21 protein-coding genes are annotated in these 25,774 nt (G+C 48.8%); 18 read left to right on the forward strand and 3 right to left on the reverse strand.

The features are described 5' to 3' along the window. Positions 1–87 precede the first annotated feature (87 nt). The 7 genes from I1H34_RS28745 to I1H34_RS28775 all read left to right on the forward strand — a co-directional run bounded on the left by I1H34_RS28745 (position 88) and on the right by I1H34_RS28775 (position 6,292). Positions 88–1,806: a type IV secretory system conjugative DNA transfer family protein gene (locus I1H34_RS28745; RefSeq protein WP_212666771.1), complete on the forward strand. Its 1,719-nt coding sequence runs from the start codon at positions 88–90 to the stop codon at positions 1,804–1,806. Between the two features lie 20 nt (positions 1,807–1,826). Further along, positions 1,827–2,183 carry a hypothetical protein gene (locus I1H34_RS28750; RefSeq protein ID WP_212666772.1) on the forward strand — a complete coding sequence of 119 codons (357 nt, stop codon included), beginning with the start codon at positions 1,827–1,829 and terminating at the stop codon, positions 2,181–2,183. A gap of 54 nt (positions 2,184–2,237) precedes the next feature. After that, positions 2,238–3,764 carry a hypothetical protein gene (locus I1H34_RS28755; protein ID WP_212666773.1) on the forward strand — a complete coding sequence of 509 codons (1,527 nt, stop codon included), beginning with the start codon at positions 2,238–2,240 and terminating at the stop codon, positions 3,762–3,764. A gap of 11 nt (positions 3,765–3,775) precedes the next feature. After that, positions 3,776–4,036 (forward strand): hypothetical protein, encoded by a 261-nt coding sequence (locus I1H34_RS28760; RefSeq protein ID WP_212666774.1) that lies wholly within the window; start codon positions 3,776–3,778, stop codon positions 4,034–4,036. 50 nt (positions 4,037–4,086) lie between these two features. Beyond that, positions 4,087–5,370, forward strand: a complete 1,284-nt coding sequence (locus I1H34_RS28765) for an IS256 family transposase (protein ID WP_212666775.1) — start codon at positions 4,087–4,089, stop codon at positions 5,368–5,370. A gap of 122 nt (positions 5,371–5,492) precedes the next feature. Then, a complete protein-coding gene (locus I1H34_RS28770; RefSeq protein ID WP_212666776.1) occupies positions 5,493–6,035 on the forward strand; it encodes a hypothetical protein in 543 nt (180 codons plus the stop codon). Continuing rightward, complete coding sequence (locus tag I1H34_RS28775) at positions 6,008–6,292, forward strand: nucleotidyl transferase AbiEii/AbiGii toxin family protein (protein ID WP_212666777.1); 285 nt, start codon at positions 6,008–6,010, stop codon at positions 6,290–6,292. Before I1H34_RS28770 ends, I1H34_RS28775 begins: the two co-directional genes overlap by 28 nt. Positions 6,293–6,398: 106 nt before the next feature. Here I1H34_RS28775 and mobF read toward each other — a convergent pair whose 3' ends face one another. Continuing rightward, positions 6,399–12,221, reverse strand: a complete 5,823-nt coding sequence (gene mobF, locus I1H34_RS28780) for a MobF family relaxase (protein WP_396124664.1) — start codon at positions 12,219–12,221, stop codon at positions 6,399–6,401. Between the two features lie 15 nt (positions 12,222–12,236). Continuing rightward, positions 12,237–12,653 (reverse strand): hypothetical protein, encoded by a 417-nt coding sequence (locus I1H34_RS28785; RefSeq protein ID WP_212666778.1) that lies wholly within the window; start codon positions 12,651–12,653, stop codon positions 12,237–12,239. A gap of 396 nt (positions 12,654–13,049) precedes the next feature. On the opposite strand from I1H34_RS28785, the gene I1H34_RS28790 reads away from it, so the two are divergent. From I1H34_RS28790 to I1H34_RS28840, 11 genes are all read left to right on the forward strand, one after another. Then, the gene (locus I1H34_RS28790; protein ID WP_212666779.1) at positions 13,050–14,174 is read left to right on the forward strand and encodes an acetate and sugar kinases/Hsc70/actin family protein; all 1,125 of its coding nucleotides are present in this window, start codon (positions 13,050–13,052) and stop codon (positions 14,172–14,174) included. Beyond that, positions 14,167–14,574, forward strand: a complete 408-nt coding sequence (locus tag I1H34_RS28795) for a hypothetical protein (RefSeq protein WP_212666780.1) — start codon at positions 14,167–14,169, stop codon at positions 14,572–14,574. The genes I1H34_RS28790 and I1H34_RS28795 overlap by 8 nt, the downstream gene beginning before the upstream one ends. 94 nt (positions 14,575–14,668) lie before the next feature. After that, complete coding sequence (locus I1H34_RS28800) at positions 14,669–15,304, forward strand: hypothetical protein (protein WP_212666781.1); 636 nt, start codon at positions 14,669–14,671, stop codon at positions 15,302–15,304. Between the two features lie 50 nt (positions 15,305–15,354). Beyond that, on the forward strand, positions 15,355–15,630 hold the full coding sequence (locus I1H34_RS28805; RefSeq protein ID WP_249370275.1) for a hypothetical protein: 276 nt from the start codon (positions 15,355–15,357) through the stop codon (positions 15,628–15,630). Between the two features lie 81 nt (positions 15,631–15,711). After that, the gene (locus tag I1H34_RS28810; protein WP_212666782.1) at positions 15,712–16,224 is read left to right on the forward strand and encodes a YlqD family protein; all 513 of its coding nucleotides are present in this window, start codon (positions 15,712–15,714) and stop codon (positions 16,222–16,224) included. A gap of 119 nt (positions 16,225–16,343) precedes the next feature. After that, positions 16,344–16,769, forward strand: a complete 426-nt coding sequence (locus I1H34_RS28815; protein ID WP_212666783.1) for a hypothetical protein — start codon at positions 16,344–16,346, stop codon at positions 16,767–16,769. 10 nt (positions 16,770–16,779) lie between these two features. Then, positions 16,780–17,181 carry a hypothetical protein gene (locus I1H34_RS28820; RefSeq protein WP_212666784.1) on the forward strand — a complete coding sequence of 134 codons (402 nt, stop codon included), beginning with the start codon at positions 16,780–16,782 and terminating at the stop codon, positions 17,179–17,181. A 358-nt stretch (positions 17,182–17,539) separates the two neighbouring features. Next, positions 17,540–18,730 (forward strand): hypothetical protein, encoded by a 1,191-nt coding sequence (locus tag I1H34_RS28825; RefSeq protein ID WP_212666785.1) that lies wholly within the window; start codon positions 17,540–17,542, stop codon positions 18,728–18,730. A gap of 133 nt (positions 18,731–18,863) precedes the next feature. Continuing rightward, the gene (locus I1H34_RS32430; protein WP_249370276.1) at positions 18,864–22,052 is read left to right on the forward strand and encodes a Rho GTPase-activating protein; all 3,189 of its coding nucleotides are present in this window, start codon (positions 18,864–18,866) and stop codon (positions 22,050–22,052) included. Next, complete coding sequence (locus I1H34_RS28835) at positions 22,042–22,671, forward strand: pentapeptide repeat-containing protein (RefSeq protein WP_212666786.1); 630 nt, start codon at positions 22,042–22,044, stop codon at positions 22,669–22,671. Before I1H34_RS32430 ends, I1H34_RS28835 begins: the two co-directional genes overlap by 11 nt. Before the next feature lie 99 nt (positions 22,672–22,770). Further along, entirely contained in the window at positions 22,771–24,138 is a 1,368-nt protein-coding gene (locus I1H34_RS28840) for a hypothetical protein (protein ID WP_212666787.1), read from the forward strand. A gap of 591 nt (positions 24,139–24,729) precedes the next feature. On the opposite strand, the gene I1H34_RS28845 is transcribed toward I1H34_RS28840, so the two are convergent. Beyond that, positions 24,730–25,554, reverse strand: coding sequence for a sigma-70 family RNA polymerase sigma factor (locus I1H34_RS28845; protein ID WP_212666925.1), 825 nt, complete (start codon positions 25,552–25,554; stop codon positions 24,730–24,732). Between the last annotated feature and the right edge of the window lie 220 nt (positions 25,555–25,774).

The raw sequence follows: 25,774 nt of genomic DNA on the forward strand, positions 1-25,774 counted from the left end.
TGGTTGATAAGCACTCACCTGCCCCACCAACCCACCCTAAAATTGCATGGCGGTACATTACTACGTACCTAAATTGCGGTAAGCAACATGCAAACCCAAACAAATCAACCTCAACCCACACAGCCCCCTGTGGATCTGGGTCCGTTGTTGAGCAGTCCCTTGCCCTGGCTCTTGGGCATGATCGGGTTTCTCCTTCTGCTTGCGACCATCCTTGACAGCAAGAATGGACATGGACGGAGTAAACGCGATGCCCGATTTGCCACCCCTGGAGAGATTCGTAAAGCTCGAAGGCGAGGGCTAAAACAGATCCGAGATGCCACAGTAGATGGATGCTCCTTGAGCCTGGGGAGTGATCGCAAGCTCATCCTCACGGACTGCCAGCCTGGAATTAGCGTGATTGGCGCGAGTGGCTATGGCAAGACTAAAAGTGTCGTTGATAATTGTATTGACGATATCCTTCGACAAGGCTTTACAGGCATCATCTACGACATCAAAGGGAGTCTACAAAAGCGACATGCAGCCCTGGCCCATCGATTGGGTTATCAGCAGTATTTTTTCTGCCCTGGCAAAGCTCACACGGATAGCCTCAATCTCCTAGACTTCATCCCAGAACGGGGTGGCTCAAAAGAAGCCCTGGAACTCGCTAAGACCATCAACGCCAACTTTGAAGTACCGGGAAGTCGCAAAGATGGGTTCTTTGGTCCCCAAGGGGATAGCTTACTCAAGACCGTCTTCCTTCTTGCCAAAAGCCATGTCTATCAAGATCTGGTATCTGCCTGGGGGTTCTTGAGTTTAGAAGACCTTCCCCAACGTCTACTCGCAGCCCACCAGTATGGTCAATTTGACTTAGGGGGTGACTTAGACTTTTGGGCTAACCAAGCGGCACTGGGTTTAAGGTCCGTCTCCAAAGCAGAGAAAACCGCTGGGGGGATTGTGGGCACAGCGGTCACGAACTTCCAAGCGCTAATGGATGCCAGTGTCATCCCCTCTATTACCAGCTCCACGATTCCCTTGGACCTCCCTGGTAAACAGATCGTATGGGTGCAAATTGATGAGAACGCTGAGAGTACGACCTCGCCCTTATGTGCCGCAGTCATTCATATGTTGATGCGGCACAACCTGAACGCAGAAGTGAGTCGAGATCGGCCCTTGTTTTTGTGTTTGGATGAATTCACCTCGATCCGTTTGCCAGATATTGAGCGGTGGATAAACCTATACCGAGAGTATGGAATGTGTTGTCTACTGTCTTATCAGAGTGATGCCCAAATCAACTTGAGGTATACAAGGGACCATGCCATGTCAATTCTCAGTTCCCTTGGCACGAGAATCCACTTTCGCACAGGCCATCATTCCACTGATAAGAGCTTGAGCGACTCCCTAGGGACATTCACGGAAATCTACAAGACCCGCTCTACGGGGCATAACAGTCGTTCAGGCAGCAGTCGCAACCGCTCCGAGCAGCATCGCAAAGTCCCACTTATCACAGCGGACGAGATTGATACCTTTGAACCTGGAGAATGCCTGATCCAATCCCCAGGCTGGAAGCAACGGGCACATCGCCTGAAAGTTCCACTCAACAAAACCGATGAAGCCTTGAGAGAAGAGAATAAAGCGCTTTGGTACTCTCACATCCACCCGTTTCTGCTGTACTGTCGCCAGTCGAGAGATCTAGGCATCACACCAGAATACGTTGTCAGTGAACGTGCGGACATTGCAGAGTCGATGTTACCTACGGGGGCTGAGTTAGAGAAGCTCCATAAATCGGAAACTCTGAGCGAACGGAAAGCAGCAGTAGATTCTGTATAACTTAAACGAGGAAGATAGCCATGTCATCATCAGACGACCAAGATTTCAGAGAAATGCTGGGGGCAAGTAAAGAACTCACGCAAGCCATACTCAGCAGGGCAATCCAATCCAACTTTTTGAGACCCCCCAATGTGACCGCAACCTTTAAGCAAGCGGTGCAAGTGGCAAAGGAAGGTCAACAGCGAGGTTTCAGCCCAAAAGAACTATCAGGGGCAATCAAGCAGACGGGGTTTCTCGATGCCGTTGAAGCTCAAGGGGGTGACGTTAAGAAAGCGGAGTCCTTAGTTGCGCGTAAGGCCCAGATTTCCAATGCCGTAGACCAGTTCCCCAGCTCACCCCAGCGGGATCCGAGTATCGATAGACAGCAAGAAAGATAGCTGGCGGTACATTACTACGGGCATCAAGAATGCTCCATAAGGAGGAAATAAATAATGGAACATGAAGATAACAATATCGTTGACCAAAAAGAGGCGACTGAGAAATCTAGTCCACCCATAAAGTATCAATATCACAACTTCATTGGCGACAAATACAGAGAACTTCAGGAGAAAGAACAACTCTATTTTGAGGGTGCCCCATTAGCGTGGGTCGCCAAGAAGGGAATCCAGATTGCAGCGCTTCCAGGAGTGGCCTTTGCTGCGACCCATGCCCCGATTGTGGGTCCAGTGGTTGCGGGTGCAATATCCCAAACCACTCATCTGATGCATTCGGGGATTCATGGGATACGTGCTGATCAGATAGCCAAAAACTTTACAGATCTAGCTAGTCAAGTTCCACATGGTTGGGGTCGGCAAAGTGCATTTGATGCCTGGGCGAAAGTCAGAACCGCTGACATGTTGGCGAAGACGGATGCGTGGGCACGACCGTTGAGCGGGATTGTCGCTCCTTCCATGATCGGCAAGGGCTTGATCGACTCAGGCAAGCTGGCGGTGGGCTATTTAGCCAAAGGCATTCCAGTCGTAGTGGCCCGCCCCGTGGTTCACATGTGGAAGATGACCAACCACTATATTGACCGCACCAAGACTTGGCTGGCCGAGATGCAGCAAAGTGTTCAGCAAAGCATTCAAAAACTACAAGGGAGACAGACAACAATGGCAGACACAATCAACCAAGCCCCCACAGCAATTGAGCCAGATATGGAGCGACGGGCTGAGTATGCAAGACTGCTGTCTGAATACCACAAAGATCCAGACCTCAGTAGCTATGAGCAGATTGAGCAAAATATCCAAGGCAAACCAGAATTAGCCTTGATTTATGACGAGCATGTTGCTCACCAGGCATTGAGAGAAGGTAAAGATGTGGATGAGGCAACCGCCATCGTTGCTCAGGGTCCGAATGTGACCGATATGTCAGATAAGAATCTTCAGGATGTCTCTCCGTATTTAGCGGATGCGACGAATACTGCCTTAGAGCAGTACAACTACGAGAACTCGTCTAAAGAAGCTGAGGATAGCTTATTAGAGGCGTTGTCTGGTTTAGACCAGCGGGGTGTGGATATCTCCAGGATGGCGGTCTTTTATAACAAAGAGCAAATCTTTGGGATGCGTGGAGGAGATATTGACCGCTCCGTCACCCAGATTAGTGACCAGCAAATGGAAGATATCAAAGAAGCATTAACGAATTTTAAGGATTTTGAAGGTGAATTCAAGATTAAAGTGGGAAGCAGAGTAGTATTACACCTAAAAGAAGGTCAGAAGCTCGTTGATACCTATAATCTTGCTCCTCAAGAGAAGCAACGTGCTGAAGGTGAATTTAAGACTAAAGACCAAGTTAAACAGGAGCAAGGAAAGCCCATCGATCCACGCATAGAGAAAGTAAAGCAGCAGGGGGGGAATGTGGAACGTGCCGAGAAATATTTAAAGAGAGCCGAGCAGATTGCCAAGGCCGTTAGTAATGGTGTATCCCCCAAGCAGCCAGAGAAAGAGCCTGCCTTGGCCCACAGTGAACCGGAACTATAGGAGTTGCCATCATGCGTAAGTTCACCCGAAAACATAGGTTTCCTACCCTGCGTAATTTTATCCGCAAATATGGACCTCCCATCCTGTTGATAGGAATGGTTTATCTAGGGATCGAAGCATTTCATGCTTTTATCGACTATCTCAAGCGAACATGGGATGTAGGTGCATTGATCATGGCATGGGCTTGCGTTATCAGCTTGTTCCAAGGCACTTGGCGAATAACTTTGGGATTTTTGAGAGATTTTCGTAGTGTCCCGATTTATTCGCCATGAGTTGAAATTCCTGAAATGCTGTATTAATAGTGACTTCAGAGCATTTCTTGATGAACATTGCCCAGCGCGAACAACAGATTATCCGCATCCAATCCCAAAGCTCCTATGCCTCTATTAACGAAGCCCTGGAAGCAACCCTACGCCTGGAAGCAAGCCAAGTCACCCAGAAAATAATAGAGGCAGCACTAGACGAAGAAGTGCAAGCCTATCTATCCCAACTTCAAGGGACTCGACCTCGGCGCTCAGGTTATTATCAACGGGTTCTAGATACGCAGTATGGCAGGATCCCTCAACTGTCTGTCCCTAAACTACGTAAAGGGAACGCAGACCGAGAGTGGCAGATTTTAGAACGTTACCAACGTGCCCTTGGCAGTCTCCTCGATTTTTGCCTCGGCCTGTATGTCATGGGTTTATCGCTTCGGGACTTGCAAGAAGCTCTCTATGAGATTCTAGGAGCAGTCTTATCCGTTAATGCCATTAACCGAATTACGCTAAAAGCTCAGAAGCAAATGTTCCAAAGGCGTCAGACTCGTCTTGAGGAAACCCCTCCTATTCTGATTGTCGATGGTGTTTGGGCTAGTGTTCAGTGTTCCTCAGAAGACTTTTGGGAAGACCAAGCTGGGCATATCCGGAAACTACGCCATGCAGAAGACCGAGTCATTCTAGTCGCTATGGCAGTGTGGCCCGATGGCACCCAAACGGTGCTTCATTATGAAATGGCGACGCAAGAATCGGAGGCAGCTTGGTCACTATTCTTTGCGCATCTGTGGCAACGGGGATTGCAACCCTATTCGGTGAAGTTGATTGTGAGTGATGGTACGACTGGGTTGCCTAAGGTGATTCGTGCTCTGTTTCCCCTCGCACAACATCAACGCTGCATTACCCACAAGGTTCGAGCCATGCTGCGGCATTTAGGCTATGGGCAATTGTCGTACCTGGATGCGCAAGGACAAGAGCTTTCACTTCCTGAAGCTAAGAAACAGCGGTATGCACAAATTCAACATGATGCCTACGCCATCTATAAAGCGCCCACCTGGGAAGGGGCAGTTATTTCATTTCTGGTGTTTGAGAAAAAGTGGACAGACATCGAACCTGACGCCGTCAGAACCTTTATCAACGATTGTGCCCTGACTTTGAACTTCTATGATTTTGATGCATCTCTTCACTCACTCATTCGAACCTCAAATGCACTCGAGCGGTTGTTCCGGGAATTCCGAACCAAGGCCGATGAAATTGGTGCGTTCCCTAATGAAGAGAGCTGTTTAGCAATTCTCTTCCTCGTTTTTCGTAGGGATCATGCCAAGCATGATCGGCTCAAAAACCGTGGCGAATAAATCGGGACACTAACGAGATTTTGGTGATCGGGATTAGCAAAAGGGAGAAGCTGTTGCGATAGCTGCTCCCTTTTGTTGCCTCTGATATTCTGTGATTAAGCTAGAGGAATGCCAGGGGCAGTATGAACGAGCTTTCTCCCACTCAAGAATTAAAGGAAGACCTGTTACGTCCAGTGCCGATTCCAGAGACAGAACTGGAGCGGTATATCTCGTTCAAGCATGCGCTTAATCTTCGTTTCCCAGATGAGGACACGGGGGATTGGCATTTTCAGCCCTACTTTTTTGAACAAACGGATGCCCTAACAACTCAAAAGAGCATCCCCCTTGCTGGAAAGGGCCAGCAGGTTGATACAACGCCTTCCCTAGGTCATCAGGGAGTGCGAGATATGTCTTCAATTTTGTTTCAGGAAGGATTATCCATTCCCTCAGATCAACCTGTATATGTCGCCAATCATTATCGGGCTATCGCAGACTTAGCGATGCTGGATCTCCAGAAATCGCGACCGCCAAGTATTGCAGACAATGCAGCAATTAACAGTTGGCTGGATAGCCAAGAGCAAGTTGATCACCTCAAACGAGAGTACTTAGAACGCTTGGCAATCCAACTATCAGGTGAACCCCTCAGAATTTTTAAGCAATGGATTCAGACCGTGAAATTCGTATAAACCCTTCCCAGTCCATCCACTTGGACTTGATGCGGTCAGTCGCTCAACAAGTCGGTGATACGCCTTATGTCCTCAAGGGAGGTGCGGCACTCATCTTCACTCGTGCCCTGGATCGCTATTCCACGGACTTAGATTTTGACTCTACAAAAAAGCTAAATCTCAAGGGTCGAATTGAGTCTGCCATTAGGAATGTGAATGGTATCGAATTGAAATCACTAAAGTTGGTCAAAGATACGGATACTGTCCAGCGGCTATAGTCGTTAGAGGTGCCCGGATGAAAAGCCTGACCACTGAAAGCCTGGAGCTGGAGCAGGGGCCGCAAACCCCAAGCCCGGATCAAGGTCCAAGCCTATAATCTGCCGATCACATCTCCAGTTCCTTATCCAGATTTACAGTTTGAGTAGGTTGAGATTTATGCTGGAGCAGGAACAATCTGCGCTCAAACACTTTTGTGGAACGTCCTTTGTATAGCGCGTCCTGGTATGAGTGGGTAAAGTGAATCACTCCCTGGATATACCGTTGTTTATCTTCAGGTGATTTCAGTTCTCTAGCGGCATCAGACTGCATCAGCACTCTGGTTCCATCCATTGCATCACCCTCACCTTGAGCGATGAGATAGATGGCAATATCATTGTTGTGCTGTGGGTTCTCCCGACTTAATTTGTTTTTGATTTGGGTGTACTGCCCCCGGTAATGCATCTTGATTTCCCGGTCCATTGGATAGGCATTCTGGTCTGCCCGCTCAAAGGCGATGGGGCCATGATTGCCAATCAGGTCATCAACGCCTTTCCCCTGTTCAGGCTCCCACGGTATTCTCCATGTCTTGCAGCCTCTTTCTTCAATGAGTTCAGCTTCTCTGACCATTTCACGCCGCACATTCCAGACCGTGGACTGCTCTGAATCCCAATCATGGGCATACCTGAATTCTCTGCCTGGTGCAGCAAATACTTCTAGTTGAGGATGTAGCACCCTTCTTTCGAGTCGTTCGTCGTGCTGGTTCTTGGCCCGATAGCCAATGTTGACTCCCTGACCACCAATGACGACTCGACCTTGAGAGACTAATGCAGCATCTTTCTTATCCCCTTCAGTCCGGTAGATGGGAATTTCAGGGTGCTGGTAGACCGTGTACCAGAATCCCTTAGCTTTCTCCTCCTGTGTTTGGGTGACTCCATGCTTGGCAAAGATCTGCTTAGCGATGGGATCGGGAACGGGTTGGAATGCCATATCCCGGTCAAACAGTTTACGCTTGGCTCCCAGTGGGTTTTCATACTTGCGATATTTGGGAGGGGCATTGGGATTTTTTGTCCTAGCTCTGTGGGTTTTGTCTACATCGATACGGGGAGTATCAGGCTTGAAGGTTCCATACAGACTAAGCGTTGGCTCCTCATTGGGTCCTAGTCCTTCAAAGGTGAGTGGATCGACCCCAGCATCAGCCCACCAGCCCCCACCTTCAGCAAGTTCCTGATAACTCAACACTTCAGGATGAGACCGATCATTAATCAAGGCACGGATCGGCTCGATGTGATACTGACTGCGAACCTTCTTGAAAGACCCATCCCTCCTGCGAGTGGCGATGTCTTCGATCTTGGCCCCCAGCAACCGATCAATCACCTGATCATCAGCAATGGATTGGAGCCGAGCCTTAATCACATCGGGATGGGCGCAGCTAGACACCCATTCATCCCAATGCTTCTCATCAATGGTGTCAGGCCGCTCTACCCCGGTATAATCCGGTTTCCAGAACACCTGATCATCAATGGTCTTCGGCTTGGGAGTGACGCTTATGCCCTTGTCCGTCAACTGTTGAGCGACTTCCTTAAGCTGTTCTGCGACTGGCCCATTTACCAGTGCATCGACTGAGCGCATCGACTTCACAGACTGGGCTAACTGCTGCATGGCTGGGAAGGTCTTCAGACTTCGCTGAAAGCGCACCACCAGATTATTGAGTTCACCAATGTGCTGAGCAATGGATTCATGTGCTCTCCACTCACTGACGGTATCGGCCAGCCCCTTGATTTTGGCAAAAGAATAAGTGGGGCGCTTGGCGTTAAACGCTTCAATCTGCTGGGTGATGGCCTGAAGTTGGGGCTGCACCTGAGTAAGAGATTGTCCCTGCTGGAGTTCGCTCACCACTTCGGCCAACTGATCCATGCCCTTAAACTGAATCTGCTGAGGTTCAGACAAGGTGTTGATTTGAGTGGTCAGTGCGGCCAACTGCTCAACCAAACCACTCTCAGCCAGAGCTTGTTCTTCATTGAGGTCATGCACATCCTGAGCTAGGTCACCCATATCTGGGAATTGGGGAATGGTCAGACTCTCAACTAAGTCCTGCACTTCGCCAATGGCAGCGGTAACCTCCACCTCGTTTTGCCAATCTTGGACGGCATCGACCAACTCAGCCATTGCGGGGAATTTGACATCCAGAGATTGAGTCGCTTCCAAGCCAGCTTGTAATCGGATGATTGTCCGGTCTAGCCCTTCAGTACCTTGAGCTAGGACATCAACCATCTCAGTCACGGCATCAGCCAGCTCTTGACCAGATCGCCACTCTGCTACGGCATCAGCAATGCTCCTGATCCTCTGCTGGCTTAGAGTTTGTTCAATGTTCTGGTCAATGTGGTCAATAGATTGGGCGATATAAGTGAGGTTATGGCTGAGGTCTTGTTGGTCCCGTGCCTGAACAACAGTCTCAGCCAAGCCATCTAGGCCCACAAAGGAATTAGGTTCTAAGTTCTGAGATAAGGTATCAACCCGTTGAGCAAGATCCAGTAATTGAGGCTCTAACCCAAGCTCTGCAAATTCCTGGCTTGCCTGCCATGCGATCACATCATCAGCGATACTCCTAAATTGCTGATGAGGGAGAGACTTCTCGATAGCCTGGTCAATGGCTTGGGTGATCTGAGTGAGGTTATCTGCGAGGGCATCAGCAAACTGGTCTTGCACGACCCGATTTGCCAAACTATCCAAACCATTGAAGGAATTAGGTTTTAGACTTTGGCTGAGTGACTCTATATCCTTAGCAAGGGTTAGCAGGTGATTATCCAACCCACTTGTTGCTAGCTCGTTCTCCTCAGACCACTGCATCACCCAATTTGCTAGGTCTGAGGAGGTTGACCCCCATTCTGTTGAGCGACTGTCTTGGGCTTGGGCTTGCCATTCTTGGACGCCTGATGCTTGACCCCCTGGATCTCCTCTGCGGCTTCCAATACCTTGTCGCTCATCGCGGCTTGGAGCATCGTTGAGTCTTCGATCTTCATCCCAAGATTGTCCATCGCCTTGGCGAGTTGCTTGATACTCTCGCTCATGTCCGAGGGCTTCTTGGCTGCCATTGCGTCCTTGAACTCCTGGATGAACAGGTTGAGAACGGCTTTGACCTCCATCGGGATAGTGTTGATCCGCTCCCTGACCTGGGACTTGAGTTCTCTGTTCTCGTCTAGGATGTGTTGGTTCTGAGCTTGGACTTCTTCGACTTGATTGGTCAGGATGGTGATCGCGTCCGTGAGTGGGGCTAATCGGTCTCGAAGCTCGTCCACGATCTGCTGTTGTTGTTCGTTGATGTCCATAGGTTTCCTCAATTAGATCTAAAGCACTTTCTTGAGCGTTGGATTTTACAACCCGTTTCTTCAGCTTTTCCAGGTTTTCGGTATAGATGGTCAGTTCATGTTCTTGGCGGGAAATATCGACTAGGAACGGCTCTCTGCTGGAGGTGCGGTCATTGGTGGTGATGACAATCGTCCGTTTCTTGCTGCCACTCTGGGAGCGGTAGGAAGTCCACACCCGGTCATACTCCAAGGCCAAGGGTTGAGTGAGGGGCACATCATGGGAGACTCCCTTATGGTCCCTGACCGTCATATTCAAACTATCCAGGGCGGTGACCGTGAGCTGCTGACCGTTAATCCAGTTGTTTTCCCGGATAGTTGTCGTCCACCGCAGCTTATCCCCGACTGCCACATCAAATTCTTGGGCACTGTAGACCTCCTTTTGCTTGTATTTAGCTGGATTGAATCGATAAAGCCGACCACCGAAGGAAGAGACTACCAGCTCATCCCCTTCGCATTTCTCCACCTTGTAAAGCTGTCCTCGCTTGATGGATGACGTTTTAGACGTTTGCAGTAGGCGAACGTAATCCCCTTTGCGATACCAATCCACCCGTCGTTTTTGCTCAATACTCAGGTTTCTGGATTTGAGCTGGACAATCTTGCTGGATTCCCCGAGTCGCCCAAGTTTCTTCTCCCCCCTGCGAATGGCCTTTTCAGCCGCGAGTCGTTCCTTGTTGGTCCCAGCAATAATCAGGGTTTGGTCTTGTTCGTTGGGAGAGAGGGCAAGGAACTGAGCTGCTGCGGCTTGGGTCATCTCAGTCTTATCGTCTGCCTCAATCACATACCCCTTGGCATTGAGGAGGTCCAGTGCTTTGAGTCCTTGACCTCTGGCGATGAGTTCAACGGCTTGCTTTTGGACATCAACCTTCTGCCTGACAATCTCCTCAATCCGGTGAGTGGTCGCTCCATTGTGCTGCATGAACTTGAAGGGATTGCCCGCTTCAATCGCGGAGTTCTGGCCCGCATCCCCTACGAAGATGACCTGTGCTTTGACTGCCTCTGCCTTTTCCAGAATCACCCGCATCTGTCTTCGGCTCATCATGCCCGCTTCATCAACCAGCCAGACTTGATTGGGGCTGTTATCAGCTTGATGCAGAACCAAATGCTCAACGGTGTTGGTGGCAATGCCTAACTCATCCTGGAGTTTCTTCGCTGCTGGGATAGTGGGACTAAAGCCCCGAATTGTTAGACCGGAGCCATTGAGTAAAGTCTTCAGTACTCCTAATGTTCGAGACTTGCCCACCCCTGGAAAGCCCTGCCAGATTTGGTAGCGGTCAGTACTAGTGAGGGTGTTGAGAACTGCCTTGGCCTGGTCTTCATTCAGTTCAACTGCAATCCCTAAGAGTGAGGGATTAGCAACCATTGGTTGAGCTTGATCTTGGCCTTCCATCCAGCGCTGATGGATCTGGGCTTCTTCTTCAACGGCAGTGACGGTGGTGAATCCCCGATCAACAGGGATTAGCTCTTTGCTTTGGCTAATGGCCTCATCCACCTGTTCCATCGCCATGCCCTGACGTTTGAGGGTCTTGAAGACATAGGCATAGATGTCATCCGTCTCAAAGATGGATGACCATTCAGCGTAATGACGGATGGCGCTTTCAACCTCATACCTGGCTCGGTCTGGGTCAGGCATTACGGCCAAAGGTTCAGCCAATACTGGATGACCCACTCCTTGAGAGTGAGCCTCATCCCGCCAATGGTCTTGGATGATTTCGAGCTTTTTACCCACGCCCCGCTTAGCCTTGCGAGTCGTCAACACTTTCAGCTTCTTATTCTCAGGAGTAACTTCTAGCCCTTCATCCCGAACCGCTTTGACGATGGCCCGATGACGCTTGCTGAAGACCTCGACATCGGAGCGGTTGTAACCCTCTAGCTCAAACCCATCCTTAGTTTCATAGATGCGATACCCCAGCCGTTGGACCTTCTCTGCTAACTTCTGACGGTAGAAGCTGCCTATCCACTTAGCTTTAGCCAGCTTTTCATGAGAGAGGGAGCGCCACTGACCATCTGGCCCCTGTGTCCCATTCATGAGCAGCATGTGGGTGTGAAGCTGCATGTCTCCATCACGGGAAGTATGGTGAGGCATCAGTGCCGCGATCATGTTGCCTGTATTGACGACAGAGCGTACTCCATTTACTTGAATCCGAGTCTGGGCATACTCGCGCTCAAGTAACTCAAAGCTTTCTAGAACTGCCTCCATGTGGGCATCGAATAAGCGATTGTCTCCTTCTAAGTGCAGTGCCATCGACACACTTTTAGGTGCAGACAAAGTAACGTCATGGGCCAGTCGTTCTTTGTCTTCCTCGTTGGGTTTCTTGCCCCGAATCCTTTGGACTGCACTACCAGCGACACCTTTTAAGGAGTCAGGCAAGAACCCTCGACTGAGCGCTTTGAAGTCCTCTCTTTTAACGTAGGTGCCTAACTTTTGAACAATCGCGTTGGAGCCGACCCAGACAGCAGTACTCATGCGGTCAATGTCAGAGACCGTCTCAGATTCACCGTAATAGCGCTCCACAGCATCTACGAGAGATTCATCTTCCTCGTAGTACTCGATCATGTCGCGTGTTATGGTCTGCATCGTCCGCATGGGATGGCCTCTGGCTTAGCCTTCCAGATGCTTCAAGTAATCATCGACAGCGGCTTGATGTGCCTCATAAAGTTTTGGGTTTGCTTCGAGATGCTGTGCCATTGAGATTTTCTTGGATGCTTCAACGGCAGCTATGAAGTCTACTTTTCTGACATAGGGACCGAGCTTCTTGACCAATGGGTTGGAGCCGACCCAGACAGCGGTAGTCATGGGGTCAATATCAGGCTCTACGCTCTGGATGTCATAGCCCAGTTCGCGACAAGCCTCTACCAGTTCGTGCTGATAAAGTCTCCTCCGATTACCAGGTTCAATCAGTTCTTTGCGGTAGAACCTCTTGAATTCCTCAGCCTCATCGACTGGATCATCAGCTTGGGAACGCATGAACCCTTGAGTGACTTGTTGCCAAAGTCTGGACAAGAAAGTTTTAAGCATGGGAATACCTGCATGAATTTTTAAAAAGCGATTCCATCGACCACGGATGTGATCGTTCTCGTGAAAACTACAGAGATGCTACTGAGTACTACAGAGCGGAGTTACAAAACAACTACGGTTGTACTACGTGGTGTTACGAAAATGTTTCTGAATGTACTACGAAAATTTAGGGTCAGCCCGATCTGGGGATTTTCCGTTCCGGTGCCTCGGAGTGGTGATGGGTGTGGGAGCCTCAGCGACCCTCCAGAACCTCTTGAATCTGCCCTCAAAGTAGCACCATCTCTAGGATCCTTGCAAATAGGGCTTTCGAGTACCTAAACGACCCCCAATCGACCCCTAAAAACGGCAATTTTGGGCGGGGGTATATTACCTTGTCTAACTCAAGAGTTTTTCAAGATGACTACAAAAATATTTTTGACGGTCGATGTCGGTGCAAGTTTGACCAAAGCCTTCTTGCAAATTGCAGCAGATGGCAAGCTTCCGATCGAGAAATGCATCACCCAACCCTCTGCTGTTCTCAGAACAACTGAGAGCTTCTATGAGGAGATGGACCACGATAACTCTGCTCACAGTTCCCTCCTTTGCTATGGGGGGATGTACTGGCAGACGGGCCAGATTGCCGAATCCAATCTCAGGCAGACCAACACGGACCAGCACAAGCACCCGGAAGCGATTGCCAAGGTGCTGTCGATTGCGGGGTATGCCATTTCCAAGGCTGGCAACGGAGCTGAGATGTATTTGGACTTGCTGCTGCCGAAGAGTGAGGAGCCGAGCTTTACCCAGATGAAGCGAGATTTGGCGAAGTACGTCAGCAAGTTTTGGTATGGGTCGAAGCAACTGACCTGTGCGCCGAAGTTTGTGAGGGTCTTACCTGAGAGTGCGGGGATTGTCTCGCATGTCCAGACCTATCCCTCGATCATTCTGATGTTTGGTCACAAGGACTTTACTCTGACGAAGATCAAGGATCAGCATAGTGGCTTGGCCTACATCCAGACATGGGCAGGTCGAGGTTCGTTGATGATTCAGCGTCATATGAGCTGGACCCCCTCGAATGAGCTGACAGGTGCCAAGCTGGTGTTTTCACAAGGAACAGGTCAAAAAGGGCTTGAAAAGGCATTTGGGGATGAGGCTGGCCCTGTCGTGGCTTCCTTGCGCCAAGCCAGAGAACTGTACTGGGTGAATCTCCAGCAGCAACTGAATAGTGACATTGATGTGGTGCAGGCCAAGCGCATCTATGTCGCGGGTGGTGGAGCGCCTGCCTGGTCCAAGCAACTCAAGGAATCCTTTAGCGGCAAATTAGACTTGCTCGGTTCAGTGATTCGCACCATTGGCCGAGAATTCCCAGAGTGGTCAAAGTCTCCGATGACCTACCGCCTGACGGATGCCTATCTGGTGTGGCGACAGAATGCGGATCGTCCTGAAACGCTGCAAACTCCGCCTACTCGCAGTGCCAAGACTCCTAAAACCACTAAGGCCATTAAGACAGCAAAGAGTGCAAAAGCGGAGGTGAGCAATGTCTGATATCTACTTCAAGGTAAAGACTCAGTGGAAACTCACCTCTGAGCGGGGGGTAATTGTCAAAACGGTTCGCAATCACTACGGCCCTGGCCCCAGCTTCACCCGCCTATGTATGGACATTATGTTTTCGGTGCTGAAGGTACTGTCCGTAGCCATCCAAACTCGTAATCGAGCTGCGATTCAAGGAGCCATAGAGGTTTCCAAGGTTCAAGTTGAAGGCTATTACCAGATGGCTTTGGGGCTAGCTCAAGCGGAGGTGCAATTGCCCGTCATGGTTGAACCAGCACCAAATACCCCTGACGGACCATTACCAGCGGAAGTTGATGACCTTGGTGGTATATCCCCTGTGGATGAGTCACAAGTGGAATTCGAGGAATTTGAACCGTTCGTTATGGATGACTGATTCAACGGGAGGGGGCATGTTCTCAAGTCCCCTCCACTGCCATAAAAACCCTCGGCGGTACATTCTTGTAGACCAATAAATGGAGAAATAAACAATGACGAATGCAACTGAACTAACCCAAACACTGGGCCTTGAGCAGAATGACCTCGACAAGCTGCTACGGGCTTGCGGGATGAGCGAGGACGGCTATGACCTGGAAGCCCTGCAAGGTGTTCTCCAACTCAAGGCCGAAAATATTGCTGATACCTACACTCATGGCTGGTGCCTTTACACTGCTGACACGTACAAGGTTGACCTCAAGCCCATCCATAAGGCGATTTCTGCTGAAGGGATTGAGACAGGTGATGACCTATACCACCCTCTGTTCACCCTCGTCTGTGAGCGGGTATCTGAGGAAGGGGTTGACCCCGTTGATGCGGTCAAGACCGAGTTGCAGGGCACCGATGAGCTTGAAGAAGAGGCCAGCCTCGACGACATTGATCAAGTTGACGAGGGTATGAAACAGGCACTCAAGGCTGAGTCGCTTAGGACTGCCCGCCGAGTCGCCAGGAATGCTCACAAAACATCAGATCGGGTCGTGGCTGCTGCCCACCAGTTCCACATGAAGCAACTACGCCATGACCTCAAACAGGTCTTTGCCGAGGAATGGGCGAAGGAAGATGCCCAGGAAGCTCTTGAGGGCCAGTCGGAGCCGGGAAAGCTTTTGCCAGCCGAGGCCACGGAAGTCTAGAACGGCAGGTGCTGCTGGAGATGATGAACAGCCAATTCCAGGTGTGGGCGATGCAATCGAGAGAGGCCATCGCCACTAGAGAGCGGGCAATGATCCTCGCAGACCAGGAAGCCTTACGCGAAGCTGCCAAGAAGCGCAGAGAGTATGAGTACCGCATGGCACTGCTAGGCGATGTCAGCTACTGGGGCTGGCTGGTGGTGCTAGTCACCCTTCTCGCTGGGTTTTGTGGCTGGTGGCTGCGAGGAACCATCGCCCCAAGTTCGGCAAATAACAGTGGCGGTATATTACCTGTCACCAGTCAGCCAAATTCACAGGAGGTACATTAATCCGTTACCTCCGACTAAGCAAATCAGGGCGGCGGTATATTATCCGTCACCTTCAAACCATCTCATTAAGGAAAGAAAATTATGCTTACCCAAGATAGACCCACTCAACCAAAACCTGAACTGTGGGTTGAGTCTCCATCCTCAAGTCAACTTTTTCTCAAACGCCTGATCCTCGTGAAGGCCATTGTTACCCCCTTGTGGAAAGACGAAGCCCGTCAACAGCTCCAATCGCAAGCTGACCAACTGGATGAACAGCTAGGCCAACTGGATGCCCAAGTTCAACAAATGGTTGGGGAGCTGAGCCAGCATACTGTCCAAATCCATCCAGAGGGCAGCTCCATTGCCCAGACCCAGACTCAAATCCAAGGTATCCAGGCCCAGGCCAATGAGCGTAAGGGCGAACTGCTGGAGCAAAAGACTCAGGTCTTGCAACAACTGGAGCAGATCGAAACTTTGGAGTTGGGCGAGGAAGTTGAGCAAGGCCAGGTCGATAACTTCTTCTATGCCAAGCAAGGCGACCATCTGATTCGCAAGATGCAGGTTGAGGTTGTGATCCGCGACGGCGTGATTGAAGAGATTCGGGGGGAGCTGTAATTCCTGCCTGCCTATTTCAAGGGAGGGTGGCATATTATTTTGCCCCTTCCCAACTCATCAACTGAGGGTAGTGGCATATTACTTTGTCACCCACTCCACCAAAACTCAGGAGAAGACATATGTTAACTGAATTGAGTACAAGGACCGTCCCCAGACAACCCACAATCTTGGAAGAGTTGGGTTCAACGCTCAAGGTTGTTCTAGGTGCAATGTCTGTGAGCTGTGTTGTATTTGGCTTTCTAGCGGTTTCGCCTTATTTGATTGATGCCAAATGTTCTCGGCCTGGGTATACGCCCGTTACCCTAGCGCAGTGTTTACCAGAGTCTGAAGTCAAGTCCACGATTTGGGAGGCAAGAATCCCTACACCAATGGGAGGTTTCTATTTGGCTAAAGGAGAACCCATTGCCCAGGTATTTCCTCGGCTTTTCTCCCTGTGGCTTTTGACCCTTCCTACGGTGGTCGCTACTCATTCTCTAGGACGCTTCGTTTTTGTGAAGCTGGCATTATCTGCCGCTCAATCGCATGAATCACGAGATCGTAAATGAGGGACATCAAATGACTGACCTACCCCCCACAGATGAAACCTTGAAAACAGAATCACTCTCGCCTTCCAGGGAAAGACTCAAGCAGCGCTTGTGGATGCTGTTTGTTTGGTTCCCATTGGCGCTGCTAGTAGCTGGGATGATATTCACTTTTGTTGAAGCACCTGATTCCTGTAAGCAATCGTTAGCCTGCTTCACAAGCTACACCCTCTCATCCGTGCAGCGAGGTCTAGGGCCAATTGTCGATCCAGTGGGGACGCTACTTTACGCTCCCGGTGTAGTAGCAATCCCATTAATCCTAGTAGTTGCCTATGTGTACTACTTCGTATTTACGACCATTTTGCAAGTGCTGTATGCCTTGCTTGAGGTTGTGATTGTTCTGCAAACGAGAGGGAGACAGGACGATACGGGGTGATCGCAAATCCATATCAATGACAACTACCTCCATACCACCCCCAGACTTCACACCTAACCACAATAAAAACGACCCCCAATCCTCTGAATCAAGGAGGTCGTCAAGTTCGTTTCTCCTCCAATTATAACGAGGTCACCACAATGACGACTAACCCTTTTTTCGACTACTTCGAGCAATCCTGGGTCAACCACCAGACCGACCACGGCCAGCACCCAGACCCATGCACGGGACTTCCATCAGACCAGATCCAAGACCGAGTTTCGTCCTGGCTGGCTGAGTTCAATCTGCTGATACTGTCTGAGTCTCAGATAGCTGTGAGCATTCGGGCAACAATACGCCGGAGTTACAGGTGGTAACGATGAACAAAACAACATGGTCCATTACGGTTGATCCAGAAACTAGGATTGACCCCAATCGCTGGTTTGATCTAAAGCCTTGCCATTCTGACGAGGAAGTTGAAAGTGTTGCCCAGAGTCTACATGAACGATCTGCTCACCCTGACGACTGTGACCCTGAAGGTGATGCAGTCATTATGGAGCTTTTGGCTGATGAATACTGGCGTCGTCGGATGCGCCCGATCTATTTGCAGAAAGGAGAGCTGGGCAATTGCTCACTGGCAATTCGGGTGGAGCTAAGACTAGGAGAATTTGGCACGATCCACTGTGGCTCGAATGTTTTCCAGCACGAGCATATTCCCCAAGCCCTGCAATTCATTGAAGCACTTGAGGGTCAGGATCTGGAGTACAGCGAGTACTGGATGGCAATCGCTGAGCATTCTCAGCCACTGCCACAAGCACCGACGCTTGAGGATTTCTACCAGTATGTTTTGCAGCGATGCCAGCTAGCAATCGAGGACTATCACGAACTCCTTAGCTTCTATGTCACGGATCGGAGTGGCTACCTGGAGATTGTCCACGGGCGAGAACCTAGGAGCCTTGAGGGTAAGTATGTCTGGGCACGGTTTGAAGCTTCTGAATTCCCTGGTGATTGTGAGCGCTGCATCAAGCCACAGAAGGAGGGGTTTGAAACACCTGAAGAAGATCAGCGAGGGATTGAAGATTATTCCTGCCAGGTTGCACGTCATCTATTTGATGGTTTTCAAGATATCCAGCGTCGTAGGACTGATCGGGGTATGTACTCCCAGAGTCCTCAATCCCTTGCTAAACGCCAATCTACTGCTCCCGATCCAGTAACCCAATCCAAGCAGAGAGTCGAGGAACCCATCTTCGACCAGTTAGCACAAATCATTGCTGCCTTTGGAAGTCCGATGGCTGATGCCGAGGGCGGCACCCTATATGACGATGGTACGTACCTCTTTATGAGGAGTGAGCATGAAATCAATGTTGCCCGGAGTGCTGAGGGTGATTATGTCCATCACATTTATCGGAATCTCTGTCTTTTTGACCATCAGGATATTCGGGGTGTTGGACACAACTACTTTTTTGACCACACCACTACTGAGGATCGGGCTTACTTTGCTCGATTAGCTGAATCTATTGAAGGCAGGGCACAGGAAGATGCTGAGCCTGAGTTGAATCCTGTCGTTTAATTTTTATTTTCTTTAGGGAATTTGTATTACCTAGGCACTTCAAATCCTGCACAGAAGCTGTAATGCCTAGATAGATTTCCCACTTCATACCTATCACTTGCACTGAAAACACCCGCCTACGGAGGTGAATCCCATGACTACTGCAACCGTCCTACAGCCAATTCCCTTCAGTACTGATAGGCCGATTATCTTCAATGTTGAGCTTGAAGAAATCGACCTAGATCCATCCTTCCCCTACACTGGCTTTTTGTCCGTCACCCAACATTGGCATCATCCGCTCGAAGTGGAGCTGTGGCCGCAACCGGAGGGGATGAGTGAGCCTGAGCTATTGTCTCAAGGCTTCTACAAGACCAATATTGTCTTGAGCGGCGCAAGGCTGTATGTCCATCACACTCAAGTCGCTGAATTTGTCGAAGCTCAAGACCTGTTTGACCATTCCAACCCTAACCCAGAGGCTAAGACCGTACACTACACCGCTCCCTTTGAGATGCGGACATTGACGCCAGAGATATTCTTGTCATTCTTCGGTAATGAGAAGCCTAAGCCATCCAGCTCCAAGGCAATCCACCCGCTTCTGGTAGAGCCATCCAAGCAAATCCTAGAGAGGGTCGAAAGACTTGATCATTTGCGCGAGTCAGGCTTTTTAGCCGAAGTCTTCAGACCGCACGAAGTTCTGAGGGTCTCTCTTTCCCACCTCGACCATACGCAGTTGCCGTGCTGCCTGGAGGTCGAGGCCCAGTCACCATCTCGCATCCTTATCTTTAGCGGTGAGCCATTCTTCCAACTCAATGGCATCGAGACGACAATGGATATCCCGCATCTGTGGAATGTCGTCAAGGGTTTGCAGATGTGCTTTTGGGATTTTGAATATTTCGAATCGTTTAGCAGCTTGGATATCATCTATCTGCTTTGCCGATATTTCAATTGCATTCCTCTCTCTGGTCTTGCCAGTGGTTTTGATTCCCAGTTGGATCTGTCTGGTAATTGGGAATGGTCTTGCCTGCCGGGTGCTGATTGGGATGTCTGTGCATCCCTGGTATCAGGCGAGGTGCGGTCTGAAGCTGAGCGTATCTCACAAGGTTGGAAGATTCGTGAGAAAGGAATTGAACAGGAAGTCAATCTAGAAGTCGCTCCTGTAAACGAGTCGGGTGAGGTGCAGCGATATTTGTATCTATCCGCCGAGGGGTGGGAAGAGCTGCACTCACAACAGCCCCTCGACTTGGAGGATTTGCAGTTACTGGTGGGTGTTCGGGGTCATAAGACGACTATCGAGTATTTGACTGATCGCATTTCAATGTCAGGCTTAGAAGTTGAAATATTGATGGACGCCGAGGCCCGCACCAAAGGTCTAGAGCCATATTGCCTGGACCCGAAAACCTTTGAAGCCTTGCCGGGGAATATTCTCATTGTCACTAGAGACGAAGGGCGTATAACAGGCTTTCCTGAAGAACGTATTGAGTGGTGCTTGTCGCTAATGTGTACCAGGGGCGATTTACCTTACCACGGCACTCGGAAGACCACTAATTATCGTCGGGGGGAGGTTTTAGCAGCTTTCCAAGGCAGACCTCAATCGCGGCTCTCCCCGTCATCAGTCCAGATTTATCACGTCACGCACAGATATCGATATGACAAGCCCTTGGATACCTGTTTCAAAAGCGACCGTCCCCTGCAAGAGCTGAAAGAAACCCTCTATTACTTGATGGGGATTGCGGCGATCATGCTTGAAGAAAACTTGTGCGGCCCGCTCAAGTATGATGACTTATCCAGTGAATCTATCTGCTTCTTGTTGCGGCAATACTGTGACTTCGAGCTGTGCCCCTACCAGGATGGTGCGGCTGAGATTGACCTGTACTATCTCTGGGAATTTGACGAGGATGTGCAACAAACCGATCCTGCATGGGATCTGGAGCTACATCAAAAGTATGGTCGAGCTGGGGTGATTGACTGCATTGGGATGATGATGCGAGGGGAGATAGAGGGATGCATCGGTGAAGATCATCAGCTAAAGGTCAAGAGCAATCTTCCTAAGACAGCTCTACCTGAATCCTTGACTCCGATCAGCAATGGTGATGACTTCAAGGTTATCCAGGATTACCAATCTCGCTCTAGTGACGAGCAAGTTTTCGTAGATGAATATTTTGATGATTCTCCCGACATCAATGAGTTGGAATTCAGCGAACGGCTTATTGAGTCAAATAACCGACAAGATGAAGATCAGAAGAAAGATTTATTAGACTTTGTTGGTGCTATGGAAGAGCATATTAACGAGCTTCCCGCCAATGAGAGAAATGATTACGCCGATCAACTTGAACAGATTAAGGCTGCTGATGCACTTCCAGAGTTAAAAGATAGAGTCAATCAGCTCTCTACCGATCTTTATGCCAAGTCTTTTGACACCATCCAGCATGACATTGCCATGGTGACTGCTATCTCAGAGGGGGTTGTCTTAAAACAGCCAGAAAATCTCACTCAGCAGATCCAAGAGTTAGACGACACTCAAGGGAGTGCAACGCCTTCTGTTCCTGTCATCAAATCCACTCAGAATGTTTTCTGGATAACCCATGAGGCCAGCTATCTTAAAAGCAAGATGACCTGCGTCAAGACAACCAGGACGCATACCCAAGCAAAGCTCGATGCCTACTACATAATCTATGAAGGCTATGATCATTACGAGATTAATGATGTTGAGCCACTGCCAGAATCTGTCTGTCACCTACTGGTCAAATTCTTTGGCTATGAGATTTGTGAGTACGATAATTCAGCGATAGAGATAGACCTTCTCTACATTTGGCAAGGGCCAAGAGATCCTGATATTAAGGTAGGCAATAAGAGCTGGTATCTGTGGCTGAATCTGTCCCGATTTCGATGGGGCTTTTATCCCGAATTGATGGCAATCATGGAAGGTCGCCTCAATGTCGATAGACTGCCTCAATACCCTTGGAGTTCACAGCACGAGTCCGTCACTGGATGGGACTGTGGTGAGTACGTCATTGAAGTGCCGTTTTGCTCTTTCAATAGCGAGTCGGAGGCTGGGAAGTTTGGGGAGTCCTGCTACGCCCTTGCTCCCTATGAAGAATATTGCAACCTTCTCAAGCTCCTCTACATCGATCCATACGGTGGTGAAGAGCGTACCCCTATTCGCAAGGATGAGGTTCAGGTCTTTCTCAGTTCATCCGTTTTTGATGCCAGGTCTGGAGATCTGCGTGATCGCGATGAATGGGAGCTTGTCTCACTAGATGTATGGGACACCCCTAACCTCGTTATTGGCGCTCAACTTTATTGTCAAGGTCGGGAAATCAAAGGGGTGAGCCATGAAAACTAATCACACCAGCCCCAGCACCCACCAGCCCCAGCAGATAGACAAGGTATTGCTCCCCCACGAGGCTGCAGCGTTTCTGGGCCTGACCGAGGAACAACTGATGAACGCCACTCTGCAAGGTAATTGCCCTGGTGCCTGCATTGATGGTCAGTGGCGGTTTAGTCAGCGAGGGTTAAGTAAGTATCTGTTGCAGCAGAGCAATCATGGGAATGGGATGCCTTGGCTTGATGAGCATTACGGTCCCTACTGGCTCGACGATGCCGTTGAGAGCAAGGCCAAAAAGGTTATTGAAGCCTACAAGGGTGGGGAGCGGTATTTCCCTTTGCTTGAGATTGAAGGCGGCAACTTTGCGGGACTGGATCTAACGGGTATCGACTTTTGGGAGTCGAATCTGAAGGGTTCTAGCTTCAAGGGGGCAACACTCCAGAATGCCGTCTTTGTGGGCTGCAATTTGGAGTCCACCAGCTTTGCCGAGGCAGATCTGACGGATGCGGATTTCAGGTCTGCCTCAGTCAGGGGCAGTGACTTCAGGGGTGCAATCCTCAAGCGCACGATATTCAGGGTCAAGAACTGGCGAGGGGTGAACTTGGATGGGGCGCAGATCAGCCTTGCGAAGTTCTGAGATTGTATTCATATTCTTACCAGCAGTAAAAAAATCATGCTGGTAATCTAAATATGACATCGATTTTGGAGCTTGCTTGTGGTCTTGTTAGGTGTGAGGATGCCATTTGCTCGTCGTACCAAGAAGATAAAGGTTCCTAACGGAGAAATTATAAAACCTGTAGAAAATGTGGAGGCAGCTGTATTAAACAAAAAAATGAAAGAGAAAGAATTGTCGTATGCAACTGTTTATGTCAAATGGAAATATATATGCCCAGAATGTGATGCTGAAGTCCGTCCGTATGCTATTAGACCAGAGTGTATAGTTAACCCTCGTTTTCGACTCAAATCACAAAATGATGACCCTCATAGAGAAAATTGCCCTATTCCAATAATTGTTGTACAGGATGATGAAGATATAGATGAAGACGCGTCGGAAGCAGATAATAGACCCCTTTGCGAATATCCGAATAGACTTCTGCTTGATTCTTTTGATGAAACTAGTCAAGATACTGAGATAACTTCTCAAAAAAGGAGCCAATATGATGATAGAGTTCAAAATAATTTAGATACTCCTAAAGATCGTATTGTTTACTCAATTCATGTGCTTGTTGAGTATTTTTTAGAATCAAAATGTCTAGAAGAAAATCTTTCTATTCATGGTGTGAAGGAAAATACTTATGGGACAGTATTTAAACAAATAATTGACTTCGAAGATCCATCTCTGAGTAGGCCCAGAATTTACTACTCACAAGTTATTTATAAAAATGTAGGAATTTTCGATGATAGAATCGAATTTTATTTAACTGATAATGGATTTGATCAGGAAAACCAACCTATCAAGAAGTCTATTGTTAAATTGAAAATATCTGATTGGGAAGAGCTTGATAGGCAAAAATTTTTAGAAAAAATTGAAAGATTTAAATCTGGCTTGTATCTTAAGAACAAAAATAAAGCATCAGGAGAATCTAGATATCATACTTGGATCTTTTTCTTGGGGGTTTCTAGTAGTGAGAATAATTCTGAGTTTAGGCTTTTACGTGATAGTTGGAAACTGGTTGACCTATGTATTACGAATAAGTTAGACACACTACCCTATTATCAAAGTTTTTATGAGTATTCTGAGTTATCTGGCAGTACTGTCGTTCCTATCTCTCAGCCAGAAGTTGAGCCTGAGCTAATCACAGAAATGCCTGAGCCAGTAGGGCCACCTGAAAATAAAGAATCGACTGATACAAGTCAAGATACTTCACCTGATGATGACGAATCTCAAGAAAGTGGACTAAGTGGTGAGAAGCAAAAAGAAATATCTGAAGCTATCAATCGTCAGATAACACCGTTTAGTCATGAGAAATCGCTTTTTGAAAAGCTTCAGAGTCTATCTGGTTTACTAGCAATACTTTTAGTTTTATTTATAGCAGGATTAGCTATTAATGGTGTAATTGAAGAGAATAACCGAGATAATCAGCCCACTGAAGAAGTCAAATAGACTCCTTCCTCCACCCACACTCAGCACAATCCCAGTGAACCCGTCGCAGCGTGGTCTCCCTGATCGGCCTCTCGCAGTTGGGGCATCGTCCCGTGAAGATCGGATGCCAGTCCAGCAGATCTAGCTTCTGCTCGTTCGTCAGATGATTTGAGGGTGGGGCGATGGGGGTGCCGTTGTAAAAGGCATCGGCGGGAGTCATGACTTTATCTGTTTCTTTTGTGGTCGCAAGAATCCCAAACTTCGGCCATCACTCGCACGGCTGCTTCTAGGGGTAGACGCTCCAATGTCTTTCTATGATGAAAGTTTAGGCTGATTGCTAGCTGCATCTTCAAGGCGGCAATTTCTGGAGATATATCTGATGTCTGGCTAGTGAAATTCGTCATATAAACCAACTAATGCGTCTAGGGGAATTATTCCCTTCTTGAATGATTTTCATGTCTTGCCCCCGAATTTCCCCAAATTTGATTGATATGTTCTTAGTGGGGATTTCCTCAGAGTCCCTTTTCTCTATGATGTGGAACTTCTTAACTTTATACCCCCTGGCTGTGCTGTGCTATTGGGGGTTTTTTGCTGTCCTGGCTCTGACGAGGGCTAGGCCGTTCTGGCCTTTGTAGCTTGGTCACTATTTTTCTGTAATTTCTTCATGGCTTTGTTGATGATTTGTCGAATCCGTTCCCGGCTGACGCCCAACTGTTGACCAATCTCATTCAATGTCTTGGGTTCGCCATCTTCTAATCCATACCGTTGGGTAATCACATAGCGTTGTCGTTCATCTAGTAGTGACAAATAACTGGATATCTCTTCACTCTTGTTCATCAGTTCAAGACAGGTGGGTGTCGAATGTTCCGCTTCAATCAGCTCCCCCAATGTTGTGTCTTGTTGATGCCCGACCCACATATCTAAAGAGAGAACATCTTGAAGATGTTGCATGTTCTTCTTCAGTTTGTCGAGGTCAATTTCCATTGCCTTAGCAATTTCTACAAGTGTCGGTTCACGACCAAATTCCTGAGAGAGTTGTCGTCGAGTCTGTTTGATTTTGTTGCCTGTCTGCCAGTGGCATGCAGGTAGACGAATCACACGGCTATTATTCTGTATGGACCGGGTAATTCCCTGTCGAATCCACCAATAGGCATAGGTACTAAAGCGATACCCTTGTTCAGGCTCAAATTTATCAACGGCTCTACTCAATCCGATGCTGCCCTCCTGGATCAAGTCCATGAATGGCAAGCCTCGATTCTGGTGTTTTTTAGCAATGGAGATGACCAGGCGCAGGTTGCACTCGATCATCCGTTGTTTGGCTCGGAGGTTTCCAGCTTTGGCTTGTCTGGCAAGTTGGATTTCTTCTTCGTGGGATAGAAGGGGGTAGCGACCGATTTCTTTGAGATAAGTACCCGTACTGTCCGTATGAGTGACCATCATCAAACCCTCCAAACATCGTTGATAGAGGAATACCCCGAAATGCCTGGTATGGGAATGGTCTTGTGTTATTTCTTAAGAAATGAGAGAGCTGAATAACAGGAAAAAACTGATAGTGTGTTGTGGTTCCTGCCAGTCATATTTGTGAGTTAGCGTTGCGAATTGATAAGCCATACTACCTAGTCTAACGAATTCCTAGTGTCTTTGATGGGTTAGCTCA

This window comes from Acaryochloris marina S15 (assembly GCF_018336915.1).
Taxonomy (GTDB): domain Bacteria; phylum Cyanobacteriota; class Cyanobacteriia; order Thermosynechococcales; family Thermosynechococcaceae; genus Acaryochloris; species Acaryochloris marina_A.